Consider the following 18,715-nt stretch of genomic DNA (forward strand, 5'->3'; position numbering starts at 1 on the left):
ATCGGACTCCCACTGGTTCTATCGAAATTGTAACACGCTGTGGTTCGGCCACGCATCGTCGTTTCGTGCCACCGACCGCCGGATACCGAACGTTGGCGTACTGGCTGAAAAACCGGTATCTGAGCACGCTACCCACAGCTCTCAAGTCAGGCAGTCTCACGCCACCGGTGTATTTATGATTGTGACAGAAACAGTCCCGGACGAGAACCATGAGCACAGAGACTCCCCCGTCTCGGGCGGATACAGTCATTATCGGTGCCGGGGCCGTCGGGTGTAGCGTCGCCTATCATCTGACCGAACTCGGCGCGGAAGATGTCGCGGTCATCGATCAGGGACCGCTGCCCGTTACTGGCGGGTCCTCAGTCCACGCACCCGGCATCATGTTCCAGACGTCGCCGTCGAAGATACAGACGAAGACGGCCTACTACACCAGTCGGCTTCTTTCTGATGCCGGTGTCTACGACGAGGTCGGTGGCATCGAGGTGGCCCGGAGCGAGGACCGTATGGACTTCCTCCGGCGGCGCGTCGAGTGGGCGACTTCGTACGGCCTGCCGGAGCCAGAACTGCTCTCGCCGCAGGAAGTCACCGAGCACCTCCCGATGGTCGACGAAGACGAGATCCTCGGTGGCTACTACTCCCCGACAGACGGCCGCGTCGACGGTATCGGCGCGCTCCAGTGGTACATTGAGAACTCCTCGGCGTCGTTCTACGGGGACACGGAGGTCACGGACCTGGATGTCGAGGGCGGGCAAATCAACGCGGTCGAAACCGATCAGGGACGGATCGACTGCGAGCGAGCGGTCATCGCGACGAACAACTGGGGCTACCAGACCGGCCAACTGGCCGGGCTCGACCTCCCGATTGCCCCGGTCGAGCACCAGTACGTCGTCACGGAACCGATGGACGAACTCGCCGACGCCGAATCCTCCGTGGGCGACAACACGACGGGCCTCGAGGTGCCGGGTGACCGCTCTATCGCGGAGTACATGAGCGAAGGCCCACACCAGCCGGTCGGCCGCGACCAGGACCACTCGCTGTACTTCCGGACACACGGCGACGCCCTCGGAATGGGGTCGTACAACCACGAGACTCTCTCCGTCGACCCCGAGGCGATGGGGAAGAACTCGGAGGAACACCAGGCCTCAGTCAGGGGGTTCACGAAGGAGCACTGGGAGACGCCCACCCACCGCGGGCGGGACAAGTCTGCGAAGCAGGCCTTCGACGAACTGCTGCCGGCGACACAGGACGTGGAGTACGAGGCCACCGAGAACGGCATCTTCGTCTTCACGCCCGACGGGATGCCGGCCGTCGGCGAGACGGCGCAGGTCGACGGGCTCTGGACGGGCCTGGCCATCTGGTGGACCCACTCCGGGGGCTACGGCCGCATTCTCGCCGAGTGGATGGAGAACGGCGTTCCGCGGCTCCCGTCCGGTCCGGTCGATACCGGTGGGATTCACGTCCGCCGGTTCGAGCCCCACGCGGGCGAGAAGGACTACTTCGTCGACCGCGGAGCCAAGCGATACGAGCAGGTGTACAGCATCGTCGAGCCGCGATGGCAGCCGGACGATCACCGGAAACTCCGGACGAGCCCGTTCTACCACCAGCAAAAAGAACTCGGCGCGGAGTTCTACCAGAGCGGGGGCTGGGAAACGCCGCAATGGTACGAGTCAAACGCCGACCTGGTCGAGAAGTACGAGGACCGGATTCCCGACCAGGACGGTTGGCAGGGCATCAACCGTTCGAAGATCGAGGCTGCTGAACATCTCCATACCCGCGACAAGGTGTCGATGTTCGACATGACGACGTTCAGTTCGATCATGGTCGAAGGGGAGGGGAGCCAGGCGTTCCTCCAGCGGGTCTGTAGCAACGACATGGACCTCGAAACCGGGCAGGTCCGCTACTCGCTGCTGTTGAACGAGGGTGGCGGCATCCTCGCGGATATCACCGTCGTCAAACTCGACGACGAGGCGTTCATGGTGACGACCGGCGGCGGGAACTCTCCCGGTATCCACGGCGGCCACCTAGCAGACGAGGCTCCCGAGACGGTGTCGGTCCACGTCGAGGAAGGGGCGAAATCGACGATCGGCCTCTGGGGGCCGAACGCACGACTGCTCCTTCAGCGGTGTACGGACGAAGACGTGACTAACAGCGGCTTCCCGTACTTCCGGGCCAAGCAGATGTACGTCGGCGACGTCCCGGTCATCGCGTTGCGTGTCTCGTACGTTGGTGAACTCGGTTGGGAGCTGTGGGCCCCGACGGAGTACGGTCAGCGCCTCTGGGAGACGCTGTGGGAGGAAGGCCAGGATCTCGGCGTTCGACCGATGGGCGGCGGCGCGCTGAGTTCCATGCGACTCGAGAAGGGGTATCGCCTCTGGGGAACTGACATCGACACGGACTCGAATCCCTTCGAGGCCGGCCTCCCATTCGCCGTCGACATGGACACCGAGTTCATCGGTAAGGACGCGCTGGAAACCGCCCGCGACGAGGGAATCGACAGCAAAATCACGCCGCTTACCCTCGATGACTCGACGGATATCATGCTGAGTGGGCGACCAGTGATGAAAGATGGCGAGGCAATCGGCTACGTGCAGGCCGGGAACTACGGCTACAGTATCGGCGAATCGGTTGCGTACACGTACGTCCCGGTAGAGCACGCCGAGGCCGGCACGTCAGTCCAGATACAGTGCGAGGGCGAGACGTACGACGCGACTGTGCGTGATGAGCCGCTGTTCGACCCTGCTCGGGAGCGAATCACTAAGTGATGCGACAGACCAATGACTTGACAAGGTCGGCATAAGACCCGACACAACAGGAACACATGACACAAACCGAATCGGAGACGCTACCGGTCACATACGCGGACATCGAACGAGCCCGCGAACGCCTGGACGACGACACGGTCGTCAAGAAAACGCCGGTCGAACGGAGCACGTCCCTCGGCGGGTTCGTCGACGCCGAGGTACACCTGAAGATGGAACACCTCCAGTGGACGGGGTCGTTCAAGACCAGGGGCGCGTACAACAAAATCTCGCAGGACGTCGCTGAGGGCGTCGAGTCGTTCGTCGCCGCCAGCGCCGGCAACCACGCGCAGGGCGTCGCCCTCGCCGCGACCAAATGCGGGGCGGAGTCGACGATTTTCATGCCGGAGAACGCGCCACAGGCCAAGATCGACGCCACGAGAGCCTACGGCGGGAGCGTCGAACTGGTCGGCAACGACTTCCAGGAGACGATGGCACACGCCAAAGCCGTTGTCGAGGAGACCGACGCGGAGTTCGTCCACGCCTACGACGACCTGGATATCATCGCCGGACAGGGGACCCTCGGCACGGAGATGTACCATGACTGCCCCGACGTAGATACGGTCGTCGTCCCTATCGGGGGCGGCGGGCTCATCAGCGGCGTCTCGACGGCGATCAAACACCTCTCGCCGGAGACGCGCGTCGTGGGTGTGCAGGCGACCGGTGCGGAGACGGTCCACGAAAGCCTCGACAAGGGGATTCCGGTCGTGCTCGACGAAGTCGACACCATCGCCGACGGCATCGCCACCGGCGGGATCTCGGAGACGACACTCGATATCATCGAGGCGAACGTCGACGAGGTCGTGACGGTCTCGGACACCGACATCGCACAGGCGATTCTCCTGTTGATGGAACGGGCCAAGCAGGTCGTGGAAGGTGCCGGGGCCGCCTCCGTGGCCGCCGTGCTGAGTGACGGCCTCGACGTCTCGGGCGAAACGGTGATGCCGCTGCTCTGTGGCGGCAACCTCGACATGACACAGATGCGTGAGGTTCTCATCCACGCGCTCACGGAGCGCCAGCAGCTCCTCCAGCTCCGGGTTCGCATCGACGACCAGCCGGGTGTGATGGAGGAAATCTCGGGTGTCATCGCGAAGCAAGGTGCCAACATCCACGATGTCCGGCACGAACGGTCCGTCGAGAATCTCGAAATCGGGGAAGCCTACCTCGTGTTCAACGTCGAAACGAGCGGTGCCGAGCACGCACAGACGATAATAACGGCGATACGCGATGCGGGCTATCCCGTCGACAACGTCGCACGGAAGTCCTGAACGCGACTACCTTGTCCCCAGTCAGCGTTCAGACCGACGCGCTGACCATCCTGAGCGGGGGAAACCTATAACAGGTACGTGGGGGAAGTGTACATGAGTCAGGCACCATGTACGACCACATACTCGTCCCCTATGACGGCAGCGACGAGGCCAGGAGAGGGGCAGAACACGGCATCGAACTCGCCGCCGCTCTCGACGCGACAGTCCATGCATTGTACGTAATCGACCTGCCGGGCACGCCGCGTGCGCTCGCGCTCAGAGACGACGAGGAGGAGATGCGACAGGAGTACCGGGAATACGGGGAAGAGGTGCTGGCGAACCTCGGCAGCGTCGCCAAAGACAACGGCGTCGACTACGAGACGCATTTCAAAACCGGCGCGCCCAGCGAGGAGATCGTCGAGTTTGCCGAGGACAACGGGATGGACGTGATCGTCCTGGGGTCGGCGTTCCGCGGGAAACTCGGGAACTTACTCGGTGGGACAACGGACAAAGTGGTCCGGACGTCGAGCGTCCCGGTCATCAGTCAGCGGATGAGTGTCAACGATATCTGACCCATCAGGCGTCTATCAGCCGGGTCTCGCGTATGTAGAACACCAGACTCGCGCTGAGGAAACTGAATCCTGCGAGCCGGAAGTCACCGATTGTCATGCCGACGAGACCGACGCCCATCAGCAGTGCCGCCAGTGCGGCTGCCCCTGTCGCCAGTAGTCGTGCCATGCTGGCCGTAGACGGGGGTTCGAAATAAATAGACACGTACCAACCATACGGGTAGTGAACCGCTCACCTGTGACCAGCAAACCTCAATTTGATAGATAACATAAGTGTCCGCCGAGTCATACCAGTACAGCGCTTCAATCCGTGATATATTGGAGTCTAAGGTGAAGTTTTATTAGAGTCGCATTACTGCATAAGTATGAGACTGTGTAGCACATAAAACACGTCGACAATAGCCCTGCGGGCCACCGTGCCCGTCCGAGCGAGTACAATGAGCCAAACAGGATGCAAACGCCATAGACGCGCTATGCCGGGATGTCGCTGGCATGACGGTGGCGACGGACCACGACAGAGCACGACCGCGACAACGACAATGAGACAACACAGACTAGTACCGCGTTCGAGAGGGGTAACGTATGGCAGACAGTGACGACCCGACCGGCGAAATGTCGGACGGGCTTCAGGTCGAGTTGTTCCACCCGGAGTCCGACCGCGAGCCCGGTGATACGAACATCCAGGCGGCCGGTTTCGACATCCACCCAGTGGTCTTCCCGGTTGCGCTGGTGATAATTGCGCTGTTTATCGCAATGACAATACTGCTGGGTGACACAGCAGCCTCGGCGTACACGTGGCTGTTCAACACCATCGGGGACACCTTCGGCTGGTTCTACCTGTTGGCGGTGAACGTGTTCATCATCACCTTGCTGTACTTCGCATTCAGCAAGTACGGTAATATCAAAATCGGCGGCGTCGAGGCCGAGAAGGAGTTTAGCGACTTCTCCTGGATGGCGATGCTGTTTAGCGCCGGCATGGGTATCGGTCTCATGTTCTTCAGCGTCTCGGAACCGCTGTACTACTTCCAGAATCCTCCGAGCTTCTTCGGGGCCGAGGCTGGAACCGGTGCGGCGGCGTCCGCCGCGATGGCACAGACGTTCTTCCACTGGGGCTTTCACCCGTGGGCGGTGTATGGCTTGGTTGGACTCGGCCTCGCGTTCTTCTCGTTTAACCGCGGGCTCCCGCTTACCTTCCGGTCGATATTCTGGCCCCTGCTGGGCGAGCGGATTTACGGCTGGCCGGGCCACATCATCGACCTCGTGACGGTGTTCGCGACGCTGTTCGGGCTGTCAACCTCACTGGGACTCGGTGTTGCACAGGTCAACACGGGGCTCTCCTACGTGGGCGGCGACATGCTCGGTGCGGTAAGTATCCCGACAGGAACCTGGCCGCAGGTCGCCCTCATCGCCGGGATCACGCTCATCGCGACCCTCTCAGTCGCGGCGGGGCTCGACGGCGGAGTCAAGCGGCTGAGTACGCTCAATCTCTACCTGATGTTCGCACTGCTCGGGTTCCTCGTCATCGTGGGCCCGACGGTGTACATCTTCGGGACGTGGACCGAGGGGCTCGGCGCGTACTTCGGGAACATCCTCGCGCTCGGATTCTTCACCGGGACGCTCAACGAAGCGGCGAATGGGACCCCCACCGCCTGGACCGTGTTCTACTGGGGCTGGTGGATCGCGTGGTCGCCGTTCGTCGGAATGTTCATCGCGCGCATTTCGAAGGGCCGGTCCGTCCGGGAGTTCGTCCTGGGCGTGCTGTTCCTCCCGTCGATGTTCTCGACGCTCTGGCTGTCGGTGTTCGGTGGCAGCGCGATGTTCAACTCACTGATGGGGAACGGACAGGCGCTAGCGACCTACAACGAAGTCGGCCAGACCGTCGCGATGTTCGCCCTGCTGGAGCAGTTCCCGCTCGGCGTGGTCAGTGGACTGATCGCGACGCTGCTGGTCATCACGTTCTTCGTCACGTCGTCGGACTCGGGGTCACTGGTCATCGACCACCTGACCTCGGGCGGAAAACACGACGTGCCGCGGACCCAGCGGATCTTCTGGGCCCTTACCGAGGGGCTCGTCGCGTCCATCCTGCTCATCGGCGGCGGTCTGACGGCGCTCCAGACGGCCGCAATCACCACGGGACTGCCGTTCGCGCTTATCCTGTGTCTGATGTGCTATACGGTGTATCTGGGGCTCGACAACGAGTACCAGATACTGGAATCCGAAGAGTTCGCAGAGACCATTCAGGATCTCTCTGAACGGGAGGACGTGGACGTCGTGACCGCTGGCGACGAGATGGTGACAGATATCTCCGACCCAGGTGACGACACGGCGACGGGTACCGACTGAAGCGCTCTCGTTTTGACGTTTTCGACGCGACCAGCAGTGACAGCTCCTGGACAGACAGGCAGTTCGCGCTAGCGGGCGTCTACCTCTGTCTCGACCGTCCGCTCGGAGTGTATCCAGACCCGGACAGAGCCGCCGATCCCGAAGGCGGCGATGGCGAGACTGGACGCGATACTGCCGGCGGGTGAAAACAGGAGCCACGTGACAGCACTGAGAGTTGCTCCGATGAGCAGCCCCCGTGACGGTCGACGGTTGCCGAAGACATCATTAAGCAGCGTGCCGACGACGAGGAACCCGAAGCTCGTGAGTATCAGGGCGAACGCGCTCCCGATGAGGATCACGATACGGACCAGTATCCCGCCAGCGACACTGAAACTGGCAAGCGTTGTCGCCCCGTAGAGACCGACAACCGCGATTATCACATACCCGGCGATGCCATAGACGACGGCAGTCGCCGGGCTGTCCGAAATCGCATCGATAGCGTCGTCGACTGCGCCCCGCCGCAACTGGAGTATCACCGCGCCGGACACGAGAACGAGAACGAACGACACGAGTGCCCGAAGCGGCCTGGATAGTTCCGCGGCAACGGCGGGCTCCAGTTGTCCCACGACGGGCGTCCAAGTAGCTGCCGTCAGTCCCGTGACGGTCGGCGCAGCGCTGACAACTGCCTCAACACTCATACGCCACATACCGTGGGTCGCCGTGAAAACCTATCGACCGCCTGGTACCGGGCCAGCGTCGGTACTGCCCGGAAATTTAAGCCGTCAGAATACATACCATGTGACAGTGTCTGGATGGCTCGCAGTTCTGCTCTCAAAGCTTGTCTGGGTCGGCAAGCGGGTCGCCGCGCCACTTCAGCGGAGTGACGGGCCGAACAAGTTCAGGCTGTCGAGCATGGACACGGCAACGACGACGTACGACGGTGACATCGGGTGGGCGAGACGGCCGCCGGCGACGGTCGAGTGTCCGCGATGCGAGTCGGAAATCTTCCAGCACAACGCGCGTGACAGCATCGACTGTCCGCGGTGTGTCGGCGAGTACAGCCACGACGAGTTCGCCGAGTTGGAGCTTCTGTATCTCACCTGCCCGGTCTGTCGGAGCCGGATGGAACACGGGCAACGCCACCCCGAGCGGTTCGATATCCCCGAGTGGGCGACCTGTACGGACTGTCGGTACCACTGGGAGTTCGAGCACTCCTACGACCGCAGTACCGACTGAAACGTCGTCCTCAGTAGTACTTCCAGTCGTCCTCACGGCTACCCTGCACGACGCCGTCCTCGTTCTCGCTGTCCGCCTCTTCTCTTTCTTCGGGCCAACGGACACCCTCGCCGACGACGCTCTTGTACGCGAAGGCACCCAGACCGACGAGTATCAGCAGGAGAACGACGGTTCCAGCGACTGCCGCCAGCTGCCCGACGGATTCGAGCAGCCCCGAACCGAGCTGAACCGGAAACTGTACCATACACACCCTTCGGGCTGCACAGGTATCACTGTTGTCGAAGCCGGGACGGTCCCGACGCCGTCGCTGAGACCGTCTTGAGAACGGCGTTGTTCTCTGAGACATCGTGGACTCTGACAGCGTCGGCCCCTCGCTCAGCGGCTAATGCCGTCGTGGCCAGGGTGGGTGGCAGCCTGTCGGTACTTGCGTCGCTCATGTCGGCGAACATCGACTTCCGGGAGTGCCCGACCAGCACTGGACAGCCGAGCGCGTGGAACTCCTGGAGCCGGTCGACGAGTTCGAACGATTCGGCGGCGTTTTTCCCGAACCCACAGCCGGGGTCGACGATAACCTGCTCGCGGTCGATGCCGGCCTGCTCGGCGAGCAGTATCTGCTCTGTGAGATCCCGTAGCACGTCGTCGACGACATCGTCGTAGGTCACCGCCCGGCCGGGATCCACTGGTGCTGAGAGGCTGTGCATCAGGACGATGGACGCGTCGTGGTCGGCAACCACGAACCGCATCTCGGGGTCCGACAGTCCCGACACGTCGTTGACGATGTCGGCCCCGGCCTCCAGCGCCGCGTCAGCGACGGCGGCTTTTCGGGTATCGACGGAGACAGTCGTATCGAGCGACGAAACGGCCTCGATAACGGGCACCACGCGGTCTATCTCCGTTTCGACGGCTACCGGGTCGGCCCCGGGCCGGGTACTCTCGCCGCCGATGTCGACGATATCCGCCCCGGACTCGATCATCTGTTCCGCGTGACTGATTGCGAGATCGCGGCGGTTGTACTCGCCGCCGTCGTAGAAACTGTCCGGCGTAACGTTGAGAATACCCATCACGGCCGCTTGGTCACTATCGAACGGTGGCTCGAACGACCTGTCAGACAGCGTGCCTTCGAGTTGCGTGGCGAGCCGACCGAGCCCCAGCCCCGCCGAACTTAGTCGACTGATGAGCTGTCGAAACTGTCGTGGCGTTCCCGACAGCGTCGCGTCGACGAGCTTCTCCGGCGTCCCGACAGTCGAACAGGTACAGGTGCCGCCGCAGTCCTCGAACTGCTGTTTGACGACGCCTGCCTGGTCGCGCCGTACCGTGACCGAAAGGACGTGTCGGCGGATATCGGCTTCACCTCCTGATCCAGCGGTCCCGCCCGCCGACGCCTGCTGCAGCGTCTCTTTGGGAACGACCAGCCGGCTCCAGCGGTCCCGTGCTTCGGCGACTGCGTAGAGTGAGCCGGCCACGAGCACGAAGTCGTCCGCTCCGGCCGCCGCTATCGCCCGCTCGGTCGCCTCGGGGACGGACTCGACTTGCTTGACATGGGCTGCCTGGCCCTCGAACGCCGCAGCGAGCGACTCCGTACTCGCGGCTCGGTCCACCTTCGGTCGCGCCGCGAAGGCCGTCTCGACGGCTGGAAGCGTCGCGATCATCCGCTCGTACTCCTTGTCTTCCATTGCGGCGAAGACCACATGGAGGTCGTCGTAGTCGTATCGCTCGATGAGTGTCGCCAGCGTCGCCATCGCGCCGGGGTTGTGGGAGCCATCGAGGACGACCATCGGATCGGTCGACCGGACCTCGAACCGCCCCGGCAGCGTCGCGGCCCGCAGCCCCTCGGTTATCGTTTCTGTGTCTACGTCGGTGAGTTGTCGGGCCAGCGTCGCGGCGACGCCGGCGTTTTCGGCCTGGTGCTGTCCGAGCAGTTTGAGGTTCGATTCGAGGGCCCAATCCGGCCCCGTGAGGGAGATGCGGTTCTCGACGGCCGAGCGCATGCCGTTTTCGACGGCCGTGACATCAGCCCCTTCACCACCAACAGTGATGGTGTCGGTAATTCCCTGGATCGCATCGAGGGCTGCGCCGGTCGTTCCGGTCACGAGCGGGGCGTTTCCGGGTGCGACCTGTGCTTTGTCCCGAGCGATCTCCTCGACTGTGTCGCCAAGCAGGTCGGTGTGTTCTAAACTGATGCTGGTGACGGCGCTGGCGACGGGGTCGACCGCGCTTGTAGCGTCGTACCGGCCGCCGATGCCGACTTCCAGCACTGCCACGTCGACGTTCTCGATATCGAAATGATAGAGCGCCAGGGCGGTGAGTACCTCGAAATGCGTCGGCTTGTCGTCCTCGGCAACCAACTGGTCGATACAGGGCGCGATCCGTTCGACGAACTCCCTGACCCGTTCTTTCGGTACCCGACCACCGTTGACCGTGATCTGCTCCCGGAACCCGTTCAACCCCGGTGAGGTAAACAGCCCGACGTCCAGCCCGGCGGCCCTGAGTACGCTTTCAGTCATGCGAGCCGTGCTGCCTTTTCCGTTCGATCCGGCGATCTGCACGCTGTCGAAACTGTCCTCCGGGTCCCCGAGATGTGAGAGCATTCGCGCCGTCGTATCGGTCCCCAGCTTGGGCCGACGACGCTGTAGCGACTGCAGGTAGTCCGCCGACTCGTGGTACTCCATACCATATCTGGTCGCCGGCGGCATGATTAATGTATCGCCGCAGTGCTCTGTGGCGGTCCGGATTCCTGCCCGAAGTCTTCGGTCGAGTAGCACTGAACCTCCCGGATTCGCGGTCGCCGTCGCTCTTTCCGCAGACACCTCCGGAACCAATCTCGTAAGCGGAAGTACATGATGAGGGTTGTGTGGCCTGGAGCGCCGGCTCGAACACATCCTATCCCGGTAGTGTCAGGTTCACTAACATTATTACGACGGTGCAGGGAAGGGCTAGCCGAGATGTCTTCACAGGATGAGCAATCCCCGACCGAAGAGGCCCAGGAGCCGATTCCTACGGACTACGATATCGCCCAGTCGACCGACATGGAACCGATCTGGGAACTGGTCGAGCCGTGGGGACTCGGCCTCGACGACCTCCAGTACTTCGGGGAATACACCGCGAAAGTCAAACAGCACGCCATCGAGCGCCTCCGCGATCAGTCCCAGAACAAGGAGCAGAACCTCGTTCTGGTAACCGGAATGACGCCGACGCCGAAAGGCGAAGGCAAGACGGTAACGACCGTCGGCCTCGGACAGACCCTCAATCACGTCGGGGAGGAGGCGATGATCGCCATCCGGGAACCGTCGCTCGGCCCGGTGTTCGGCGTCAAAGGCGGCGCAGCAGGCGGCGGCCGGTCGCAGGTACTGCCGATGGAGGACATCAACCTCCACTTCACCGGCGACCTCCACGCGCTCACTTCCGCACACAACCTCATCGCCGCGATGCTCGACGCGAAAATATCACAGGGTGACGACCTAGATATCGACATCAACAACGTCGCCTGGCCGCGGGCCATCGACATGAACGACCGCGCGCTCCGAGAGATGGTTGTCGGCCTCGGCGGGGAAACCGGCGGGACGCCGCGGGAGGACAGCTTCCTCCTTACCGCCGCTTCAGAACTGATGGCCGTGCTGTGTCTGGCAAGTGACCTTGGCGACCTCAAAGAACGAGTCAGTCGTATCATCGTCGCCTACGACGAGGACGGGGATCCGGTCACGGTCGAAGATATCGAGGCGACGGGGCCAGCGACGATGCTGCTCCGTGACGCAATCAAGCCGAACGTCGTCCAGACTATCGAGGGGACGCCAGCGCTGGTCCACGGCGGCCCGTTCGCGAACATCGCCCACGGGACGAACTCGCTGGTCGCCGACAAGACCGCCTTCGGCATGGGCGACTACCTCGTCACCGAGGCCGGTTTCGGCTCCGATCTCGGGGCCGAGAAGTTCATGGACGTGGTCTGTCGTAAAGGCGATATGACGCCGAACGCCGTCGTCCTCGTGGCCTCGGTCCGCGCGCTCAAGTACCACGGTCTCGATCAGTGGCCGGTCGACTACGACGAAATCGACGAGGCGGGCGTCGAAGCCGTCGAGGCCGGCTTCTCGAACCTCGATAAGCACGCGACGAACCTCCAGAAGTTCGGTGTCCCGGTCGTCGTCTCGGTCAACCGCTTCCCGGACGACACCGACGAGGAGATACAGGCCGTACTGGACCACTGCCGCGACGATCTCGGCGTCCGTGCCGCGGAATCGAACGTGTTCTCAGACGGCAGCGAGGGTGGCGTCGACCTCGCGGAGAACGTCATCGAGGCGACCGAGGAGAGCGACGAGGAGGACTTCCGGATGCTGTACGAAGACGAGGACAGCATCAAGGAGAAGATCCAGACGGTCGCGACCGAAATCTACGGCGCTGACGACGTGAAATACACCGGCGGCGCGCTCGACGACATCGAGCAGATGAACGAACTCGACTTCGACGACTACCCGGTCGTCATGTCCAAGACGTTCCACTCGCTGAGCGACGACGCCAGCAAGAAGGGCGCGCCGGAGGGCTGGGAACTCGAAATCAGCGAAGTGTACCCGTCCGCCGGTGCGGGCTTCCTGGTCGCTCTCACGGCCGACGCGCTCACGATGCCTGGCCTGCCGGCCCGACCGGCTGCCGCCGACATGGACATCGACGAAGACGGTAACATTTCGGGGCTGTTCTGACGAACCGGCCTCGCGTCCCAGCTCCTGCGATCCGTCCTCTCGGTTCTTAGTGGACGCCGCTCGGCGTTCGACGGGCTGACGACGCTCAGTTCTCCGCGTTTGCGACCGCTTCTTCGAGCGCCGCCTCACCGGCCGCCTCTGCCTCGTCTGCCCGCTGTTTCATCTCCGCCACGAATGATTTGTCGTCTATCATATCGAGATTGGCCCTGACAGTCGAGACGGACGCCTGTAACGCCGCCGCCGCGAGCAGCGCCCCGACAGCCGCGTCCGGGACGGCGACCGGCGTTCCCTTCGCAGTCACCGTGCCGGCATGCTCGACGACGTCGAGACAGACCTCGGCCGTCTCCAGTGGCACCTCCGTCGAGCGTTTCGAGGCCGCTTGAACCCTGTCGTCGTCTCCGGACTCGAACGCGGCCCCGACCGCGTCGACCGCTGTCGCGTCCTCGTCGGCGAGGGCGAGCAACCGCTCACGGTGGTCGGCCAGAGTGTCACCAACCCCGCTCAGTTCAGTAGCCGCTTCCACTGTGCTGGCGGTGTGGATACAGACCATCTCACAGAGCGCCGCGCCCATCGCGCCGCCGATGGCTGCGACTGCACCGCCGCTCGGAGTCACCTGGCCCGACGCGACACCGTCGAGGAACTCGCCGATAGGCTGGTCCGCGAACGTCATCTGTCGGGAACAGCACTGACCGCTATTTGTGATCGCCTGTCCATACCACGGCACTCTCGGCCCACTCGCCTAATGATTTCCCCGACGGTATTCGGTCCGCGTGGGCCATCCTGACACAAAGGCTATGTCCGAACTGTGTCAAGTCGGTGTATGGCGTCTTCGTACGAAATTGTCCAGCCAGCGACGGTACCGACGGAACAGTTCAACACCTGTGATACCGATGTCCGGAAGCTCACGGACCCGCTCGGCTGTACAGAGATGCGGGTGAATCAGGTCATCGTCGAGCCGGGCTCGGTGACGACACCGCACACGCACGACGGGCAGGAAGAGGTGTTCGTCGCGACGACCGGCGGACAGATAGCTATCGAGGGTGACGTCCACGATGTCCCCGAGGGCGGGATCGTCCGCGTCCACCCGGATACGGTCCGGAACCTCTGTAACCACACCAATGAAACACACGTCTGGCTCGCCTTCGGTGCGCCGCCCGTGGGGACTGTCGAGAACTTCGGGGACTACGTCGTCAAAGAATGAGCTGAGGCGGCCAGCCCATTAGTCAAGTCCGCACATGGAACGACCGACCGTCTCAGCCCCCGTCTCCCAGCGCGTCGTTCAATTCCGGCACGACCTCGTGGAGGTCGCCGACGACGGCGTAGTCGGCCTTCTGCATGATGGCCGCTTCCGGGTCGGTGTTGATCGCCAGGATGTTGTCCGCACCCTTACAGCCCACCATGTGCTGTACTGCGCCGCTGATGCCACAGGCGACGTAGAGGTCCGGGCTGATCTTCGTTCCTGTCTGTCCGATCTGGTCGTCGTGTGGCCGCCAGCCCTCGTTGACGGCGGCTCGCGACGCCCCGACGGTTCCGCCGAGGCTGTCGGCCAGCGTCTCCAGCTTGTCGTAGTCCTCCGGGCCGCCGACGCCGCGCCCGCCGCCGATCACGACCCGGGCCTCGCCGAGGGACACACCGGTCTCGTCGGACTCCTCGACGCGGTCGACGCTGACCCGGAACGCGCTCTCGCCGAGCGTCGGTTTGAAGGTCTGGACTGTCGTCTCAGCTGTCGCTGCCGCCGTCTCCGTCGAGAATTCGTGTGCAGCCACCGTCAACAGTTTCGTTTCGCTGTCCAGGCGGGCGTGCTCGACGAGGCTGCCGCCCCACCGCTGGCGCGACAGTTCGTACACGTCGCCGGCCTCGACGTCGAGACAGTTGGCCGCCATCGGCAGGTCACGCTTCGCGCCGACGTGGGCCAGCACCTCCTGTCCGCGGTCGGTCCCCGGAGCGACGACCGCGTCCGGGTCCGCGGCGTCGAGCAACTGGGCGATGCTCTCCGCCCACGCCTCAGGCGCGTACGTGTCCAGCCGGTCGTCAGCGACGCGGTGGATCGTCTCGACGCCATACTCGCCGAGATGGTCCCCGAGTGCTGCCGCTTCATCGCCGAAGGCGACGGTTTCGAGTGCTGTGTCGGTCGCCGTCGCTAGCTCCCGAGCCAGCGTGAGCGCCTCCAGCGAGGACTCTTCGGGACTTCCGCCCGCGTGTTCGACGAGGCTCAGTATCACTGTTAAACCACCTCCAGGTCGTCCCGGAGCAGGTCGACGACTGCGGGCACGGCGTCCGTCCCCTCGCCGAGCACCTCGGCTGCGCCGTCCGTGCTCTCAGGCGCTTCCAGCCGGACTTTCTCGATAGCCCCGTCGAACTCACCGATGACCGGGTCCCGCCGTTCGATAGACTGCTTGCGCGCCTGCATCTTGGCGCGCATCGAGGCGTAGCGGGGCGTGTTGAGTCCCTCCTTTACGCCAACGATGGCTGGGAGTTCGAGTTCGTACACCTCGGTCCCGCCGGTCACGTCGCGCTCGGCGACGGCCGTCCCCTCCTCGACCGTCAGGTCCGTCACGCCCGCGACAAAGGGGACGTCCAATCGCTCGGCGACGCGAACCCCGACCTGGTGGTTCGCTACGTCGGCGGATTCGTTGCCGAACAGGAGGAGGTCGAAAGCCGGGTCGGTGCCGGCGTCGTCGCTCAAGGCGTTTGCGAGGGCCGTCGCCGTTTCGCGGGGCTGCCACTCCTCACCGTCGGTTTCCAGCAACGCCGCCTCGTCGGCCGTCATCGCGAGCCCGGTCCGGAGCTGCTCGTCGGCGTCCGCTGGCCCGAGCGACAGTACGGTGGCCGTCCCGTCGTGGTTGTCGGCCACCTGGATCGCTTCCTCGACAGCGCACTCCTCGTGGGGCGATATCGTGAACCCCAGATGGCTCGTATCTATCTCCTGTTCGTCGTCGGTCAGTGTGAGTTTCGCGCCGGTGTCCGGCACGCGCTTGATGCAGGCTACGGTGTCCATGTCGTGTCTCCGTCGTTCGATTGGTGTCGGTTCACTGGCTGTGCTAGCTCCTGATGCGCTCGTTCTCCAGGTCGAACAGCGGGCGGCTCCCGACGACTTCGACCGTCACCGGGTACTGCTGGCCCATGTATTCGACCTGGAGGCTCCGCCCTTCTTCGGCGTGAGACTGCGGGAGGTACGCCATGAGGAGGTGCTTGCCGACGCTCGGACCGGTCCCGGCGCTGGTGACGTAGGACCGACGACCCTCGTCGTCGACCAGGACGTCCCCGTTCTCGTCGAGAACCGGTTCGTTCCCGAGCATGAAGCGGCGCTCGCCGCCCTCTGGGGCGTGGTCGTCCACGGACAGCGTACACAGCGTGGCGGTGTTCTCCTCGTTGATAGCCTCCGCGTAGGCTTCCTTCCCGATGAAATCGGCGTCCTTGACGCCGTGGAAGGTGAGCCCCGCTTCCGCCGGGTTGTACTCCAGTTCGAGTTCGTGACCGAACAACCGGTACCCCTTCTCCAGGCGGCCGGTCGTCCCGTAGACGCCCATGCCGGCCGGTCGGACGTCGTGGTCCTGGCCGGCCTCCCAGAGCACGTCCCAGAGCCGGCGGCCCTGGCCCATCGGGGCGTAGATCTCCCAGCCCTGTTCGCCGATGTAGGAGAGCCGCATCGCCCAGGCATCGACCTCGCCGACCGTGATTTCCCGTGCCGTGTACGGCTCGAACGCGTCGTGGGACATGTCCTCCTCGGTGACGCTGTCGACCATGTCGCGGGCGTTCGGTCCCCAGACGCCCAGGGTGCACAGCGACTCGGACCGGTCGATCATCGTCACGTCGGCGTCGTCCGGGATGTGCTCGCCGAACCAGGCCCGGTCGCTCCCGCCCGCCGCACCGCCGGTGACGACCCGGTAGTGTTCGGGGCCGAGGCGGGCGATAGTCAGGTCCGAGACGAAGCCGCCGTTCTCGGCGAGAATCGGCGTGTACACGGTCTTGCCGACGTCGACGTCGACGCGGCCCACGGCCATCCGTTCGAGGTAGTCGACGACGTCCGACCCGCGGAAGTCGAAGATGCTGAAGCACATATCGCCGATCATCGACACGTGCTCGCGGGTGTGGAGATGCTCAGCGAGGATGATCGGCGACCACCACCGCGAGTCCCACTCGTTCGGTCGCTGGAACTCGGCGAGTTCGTCCTCGTACCGGTCCAGCAGGTCGCTGTTCGACTCGTACCACTGCGGCCGTTCCCAGCCCGCCGCCTCGAAGAACTCCGCGTCGAGGTCGGCCTGTTTCTCGTAGAACGGGCTCGTCCGGAGCTCCCGCGCCGACTGGTACTGTTCGGCCGGGTGGACGATGTCGTAGATCTTCTGGAACCCCTCGCTGGCCCGGTCTTTGACGAACGAACGGGAGTTCCCGTACTCGTAAAAGCGGTTCACGTCGGCCCCGTGGAGGTCGATGCCAGACCAGCCACGCGTCATCCACTGGGCGACCGCCTCGCCGATGGCCGGAGCCTCCTTGATCCAGATCGCGGCACACGACCAGAGTCCGTCGACGTCCTGCAGCGGGCCCAGCAGCGGCGCACCGTCGGGCGTCTGCGAGAGCAGGCCGTCGATTTCGTGGCGGATGCCGGCTGCTGGGCCGTCAAGCAGTTCCGGGACGATCTCCAGTGCGTCGGCCATCGATTGCTCAAAGGCGTCCTCGGTCAGCGGTGGCTGTGTCGGCGACAGCGGCGCTTCGTCGATAGACGGGATGTCCTCGACGTCCCAGAGTATCGGCCGGTGCTGATACGACCCGACTTCGAGGTCGTTCCCGTGCTGGCGCTCGTACATCTGCGTGTCCATGTCGCGGACGACCGGGAACGAGATCTCGCCCTCGTAGTCCTCGAAGAAGGAGATCGGGCCGACGCTGACCATCTGGTGGACCGCCGGTGTCAGCGGAATCTCGACGCCTGCCATCTCGGCCAACTTCGGGCTCCAGAGCCCGGCCGCGATGACCACCTCGTCGGCCGTGATGGTCCCGCGGTCGGTCTCGACAGCTTGTATCGATCCGCCTTCGACGTGGAGGTCGAGCACTTCGGTGTTGGGCGAGACGTGCAGACCGCCCTCGGTGTACTCCTCTGCTCGCGCTCGCATCACTTCGCCGGCCCGGAGCGGGTCACAGGTGCCCGCGCCGGTGCTGTAGAACCCTGCCTCGATCAGGTCAGTGTTGACGTACGGCACGAGTTCTTCGACTTCCTCGGGGGTCAACAGCTCCGCCGGTTCTCCCCACGCCTTCGCCGACTGCATGCGTCGTTTCAGTTCCTCGACCCGCTCCTCGGTGCGTGCCACCTCGATGCCGCCGCTGTTGGTGAACGTGTCCATGTCCTTGTACTGCTCGATGCTCCGGCGGGTGAGGTGGGTCATCTCCTTCGAGTGTTCCACCGGCATCAGGAAGTTCGAGGCGTGACCGGTCGACCCACCGGGGTCGGGCAACGGCCCTTTGTCCAGGATCGCGATGTCCTCTCGCCCCATCCGGGCGAGGTGATACGCCAGACTGTTCCCGACGATACCGCCACCGATGATTACTGTCTTCGCCGCTGACGGCAGCGAGTTCGAACTCATCGCGGTCTCACCCGCATGCTGGCGGACCGAACTGTACGCTCGCCTCTCGTGGTGACAGGTCTCAACATCGTCCGTTTTGAGGGTGGCCCCTTTCGGGAATGAAGAAAGAACCACAGTTCTGTGGCGATTTAAATACTACCGGGGTGCTGACTTCCGGAAAGTGGCACATATTCAGGCTGTTACCATCTGCAAGCATCCTGTTTTGCTCGATGTACCCGGTGACGGGCTCGCGATTGTGTTCCGGGACCGGTGAAGACAGATTGGGAACTCATCCGTTCA

Annotated in this window: 15 protein-coding genes; 7 read left to right on the forward strand and 8 right to left on the reverse strand. The window is 63.7% G+C overall.

Translation table 11 applies throughout. The annotated features are described in order from the left end of the window. Positions 1 to 209 precede the first annotated feature (209 nt). From ACY9XZ_RS14345 to ACY9XZ_RS14355, 3 genes are all read left to right on the forward strand, one after another. Positions 210 to 2,762: a GcvT family protein gene (locus ACY9XZ_RS14345; protein ID WP_463457702.1), complete on the forward strand. Its 2,553-nt coding sequence runs from the start codon at positions 210 to 212 to the stop codon at positions 2,760 to 2,762. A 56-nt stretch (positions 2,763 to 2,818) separates the two neighbouring features. Then, entirely contained in the window at positions 2,819 to 4,066 is a 1,248-nt protein-coding gene (gene ilvA, locus ACY9XZ_RS14350; protein ID WP_463457703.1) for a threonine ammonia-lyase, read from the forward strand. A 107-nt stretch (positions 4,067 to 4,173) separates the two neighbouring features. Further along, positions 4,174 to 4,617 carry a universal stress protein gene (locus tag ACY9XZ_RS14355; RefSeq protein ID WP_463457704.1) on the forward strand — a complete coding sequence of 148 codons (444 nt, stop codon included), beginning with the start codon at positions 4,174 to 4,176 and terminating at the stop codon, positions 4,615 to 4,617. A gap of 4 nt (positions 4,618 to 4,621) precedes the next feature. On the opposite strand, the gene ACY9XZ_RS14360 is transcribed toward ACY9XZ_RS14355, so the two are convergent. Continuing rightward, positions 4,622 to 4,783 (reverse strand): hypothetical protein, encoded by a 162-nt coding sequence (locus ACY9XZ_RS14360; protein WP_463457705.1) that lies wholly within the window; start codon positions 4,781 to 4,783, stop codon positions 4,622 to 4,624. 413 nt (positions 4,784 to 5,196) lie between these two features. Between ACY9XZ_RS14360 and ACY9XZ_RS14365 the strand changes: the two genes are divergently transcribed. Then, positions 5,197 to 6,957, forward strand: coding sequence for a BCCT family transporter (locus tag ACY9XZ_RS14365; RefSeq protein WP_463457706.1), 1,761 nt, complete (start codon positions 5,197 to 5,199; stop codon positions 6,955 to 6,957). A 68-nt stretch (positions 6,958 to 7,025) separates the two neighbouring features. Here the strand turns inward: ACY9XZ_RS14365 and ACY9XZ_RS14370 are convergent, their stop codons facing one another. Then, positions 7,026 to 7,634 (reverse strand): hypothetical protein, encoded by a 609-nt coding sequence (locus ACY9XZ_RS14370; protein ID WP_463457707.1) that lies wholly within the window; start codon positions 7,632 to 7,634, stop codon positions 7,026 to 7,028. 106 nt (positions 7,635 to 7,740) lie between these two features. On the opposite strand from ACY9XZ_RS14370, the gene ACY9XZ_RS14375 reads away from it, so the two are divergent. Beyond that, positions 7,741 to 8,172, forward strand: coding sequence for a hypothetical protein (locus ACY9XZ_RS14375; protein ID WP_463457708.1), 432 nt, complete (start codon positions 7,741 to 7,743; stop codon positions 8,170 to 8,172). Between the two features lie 10 nt (positions 8,173 to 8,182). Here the strand turns inward: ACY9XZ_RS14375 and ACY9XZ_RS14380 are convergent, their stop codons facing one another. Then, positions 8,183 to 8,416 carry a hypothetical protein gene (locus tag ACY9XZ_RS14380; RefSeq protein ID WP_463457709.1) on the reverse strand — a complete coding sequence of 78 codons (234 nt, stop codon included), beginning with the start codon at positions 8,414 to 8,416 and terminating at the stop codon, positions 8,183 to 8,185. 25 nt (positions 8,417 to 8,441) lie between these two features. Continuing rightward, positions 8,442 to 10,841, reverse strand: coding sequence for a dihydropteroate synthase (gene folP / locus ACY9XZ_RS14385; RefSeq protein ID WP_463457710.1), 2,400 nt, complete (start codon positions 10,839 to 10,841; stop codon positions 8,442 to 8,444). A gap of 273 nt (positions 10,842 to 11,114) precedes the next feature. Between folP and ACY9XZ_RS14390 the strand changes: the two genes are divergently transcribed. Further along, positions 11,115 to 12,860 (forward strand): formate--tetrahydrofolate ligase, encoded by a 1,746-nt coding sequence (locus ACY9XZ_RS14390; protein WP_463457711.1) that lies wholly within the window; start codon positions 11,115 to 11,117, stop codon positions 12,858 to 12,860. Positions 12,861 to 12,945: 85 nt separating this feature from the next. Here the strand turns inward: ACY9XZ_RS14390 and ACY9XZ_RS14395 are convergent, their stop codons facing one another. Continuing rightward, positions 12,946 to 13,530, reverse strand: coding sequence for a cyclodeaminase/cyclohydrolase family protein (locus ACY9XZ_RS14395; RefSeq protein ID WP_463457712.1), 585 nt, complete (start codon positions 13,528 to 13,530; stop codon positions 12,946 to 12,948). Between the two features lie 150 nt (positions 13,531 to 13,680). Here ACY9XZ_RS14395 and ACY9XZ_RS14400 point away from each other — a divergent pair, with 150 nt between their 5' ends. After that, positions 13,681 to 14,061, forward strand: a complete 381-nt coding sequence (locus tag ACY9XZ_RS14400) for a cupin domain-containing protein (RefSeq protein ID WP_463457713.1) — start codon at positions 13,681 to 13,683, stop codon at positions 14,059 to 14,061. 52 nt (positions 14,062 to 14,113) lie between these two features. Here ACY9XZ_RS14400 and ACY9XZ_RS14405 read toward each other — a convergent pair whose 3' ends face one another. Genes ACY9XZ_RS14405 through ACY9XZ_RS14415 form a run of 3 tightly spaced genes read right to left on the reverse strand, consistent with a single transcriptional unit; the run spans position 14,114 to position 18,436 of the window. Continuing rightward, entirely contained in the window at positions 14,114 to 15,082 is a 969-nt protein-coding gene (locus ACY9XZ_RS14405; RefSeq protein ID WP_463457714.1) for an electron transfer flavoprotein subunit alpha/FixB family protein, read from the reverse strand. A gap of 2 nt (positions 15,083 to 15,084) precedes the next feature. Beyond that, a complete protein-coding gene (locus ACY9XZ_RS14410; RefSeq protein ID WP_463457715.1) occupies positions 15,085 to 15,858 on the reverse strand; it encodes an electron transfer flavoprotein subunit beta/FixA family protein in 774 nt (257 codons plus the stop codon). A 43-nt stretch (positions 15,859 to 15,901) separates the two neighbouring features. Next, positions 15,902 to 18,436: a GcvT family protein gene (locus ACY9XZ_RS14415; RefSeq protein WP_463457716.1), complete on the reverse strand. Its 2,535-nt coding sequence runs from the start codon at positions 18,434 to 18,436 to the stop codon at positions 15,902 to 15,904. Positions 18,437 to 18,715: the final 279 nt, after the last annotated feature.

The sequence above is a fragment of the Haloarcula sp. HT12 genome (genome assembly GCF_055271655.1).

Coding starts and splice junctions, on each gene's coding strand:
- ilvA (WP_463457703.1), top strand. CDS start 2,819: ATGACACAAACCGAATCGGAGACGCTACCGGTCACATACGCGGACATC.
- ACY9XZ_RS14395 (WP_463457712.1), bottom strand. CDS start 13,530: ATGACGTTCGCGGACCAGCCTATCGGCGAGTTCCTCGACGGTGTCGCG.
- folP (WP_463457710.1), bottom strand. CDS start 10,841: ATGGAGTACCACGAGTCGGCGGACTACCTGCAGTCGCTACAGCGTCGT.
- ACY9XZ_RS14380 (WP_463457709.1), bottom strand. CDS start 8,416: ATGGTACAGTTTCCGGTTCAGCTCGGTTCGGGGCTGCTCGAATCCGTC.
- ACY9XZ_RS14400 (WP_463457713.1), top strand. CDS start 13,681: ATGGCGTCTTCGTACGAAATTGTCCAGCCAGCGACGGTACCGACGGAA.
- ACY9XZ_RS14355 (WP_463457704.1), top strand. CDS start 4,174: ATGTACGACCACATACTCGTCCCCTATGACGGCAGCGACGAGGCCAGG.
- ACY9XZ_RS14370 (WP_463457707.1), bottom strand. CDS start 7,634: ATGAGTGTTGAGGCAGTTGTCAGCGCTGCGCCGACCGTCACGGGACTG.
- ACY9XZ_RS14365 (WP_463457706.1), top strand. CDS start 5,197: ATGGCAGACAGTGACGACCCGACCGGCGAAATGTCGGACGGGCTTCAG.
- ACY9XZ_RS14360 (WP_463457705.1), bottom strand. CDS start 4,783: ATGGCACGACTACTGGCGACAGGGGCAGCCGCACTGGCGGCACTGCTG.
- ACY9XZ_RS14345 (WP_463457702.1), top strand. CDS start 210: ATGAGCACAGAGACTCCCCCGTCTCGGGCGGATACAGTCATTATCGGT.
- ACY9XZ_RS14390 (WP_463457711.1), top strand. CDS start 11,115: ATGTCTTCACAGGATGAGCAATCCCCGACCGAAGAGGCCCAGGAGCCG.
- ACY9XZ_RS14410 (WP_463457715.1), bottom strand. CDS start 15,858: ATGGACACCGTAGCCTGCATCAAGCGCGTGCCGGACACCGGCGCGAAA.
- ACY9XZ_RS14415 (WP_463457716.1), bottom strand. CDS start 18,436: ATGAGTTCGAACTCGCTGCCGTCAGCGGCGAAGACAGTAATCATCGGT.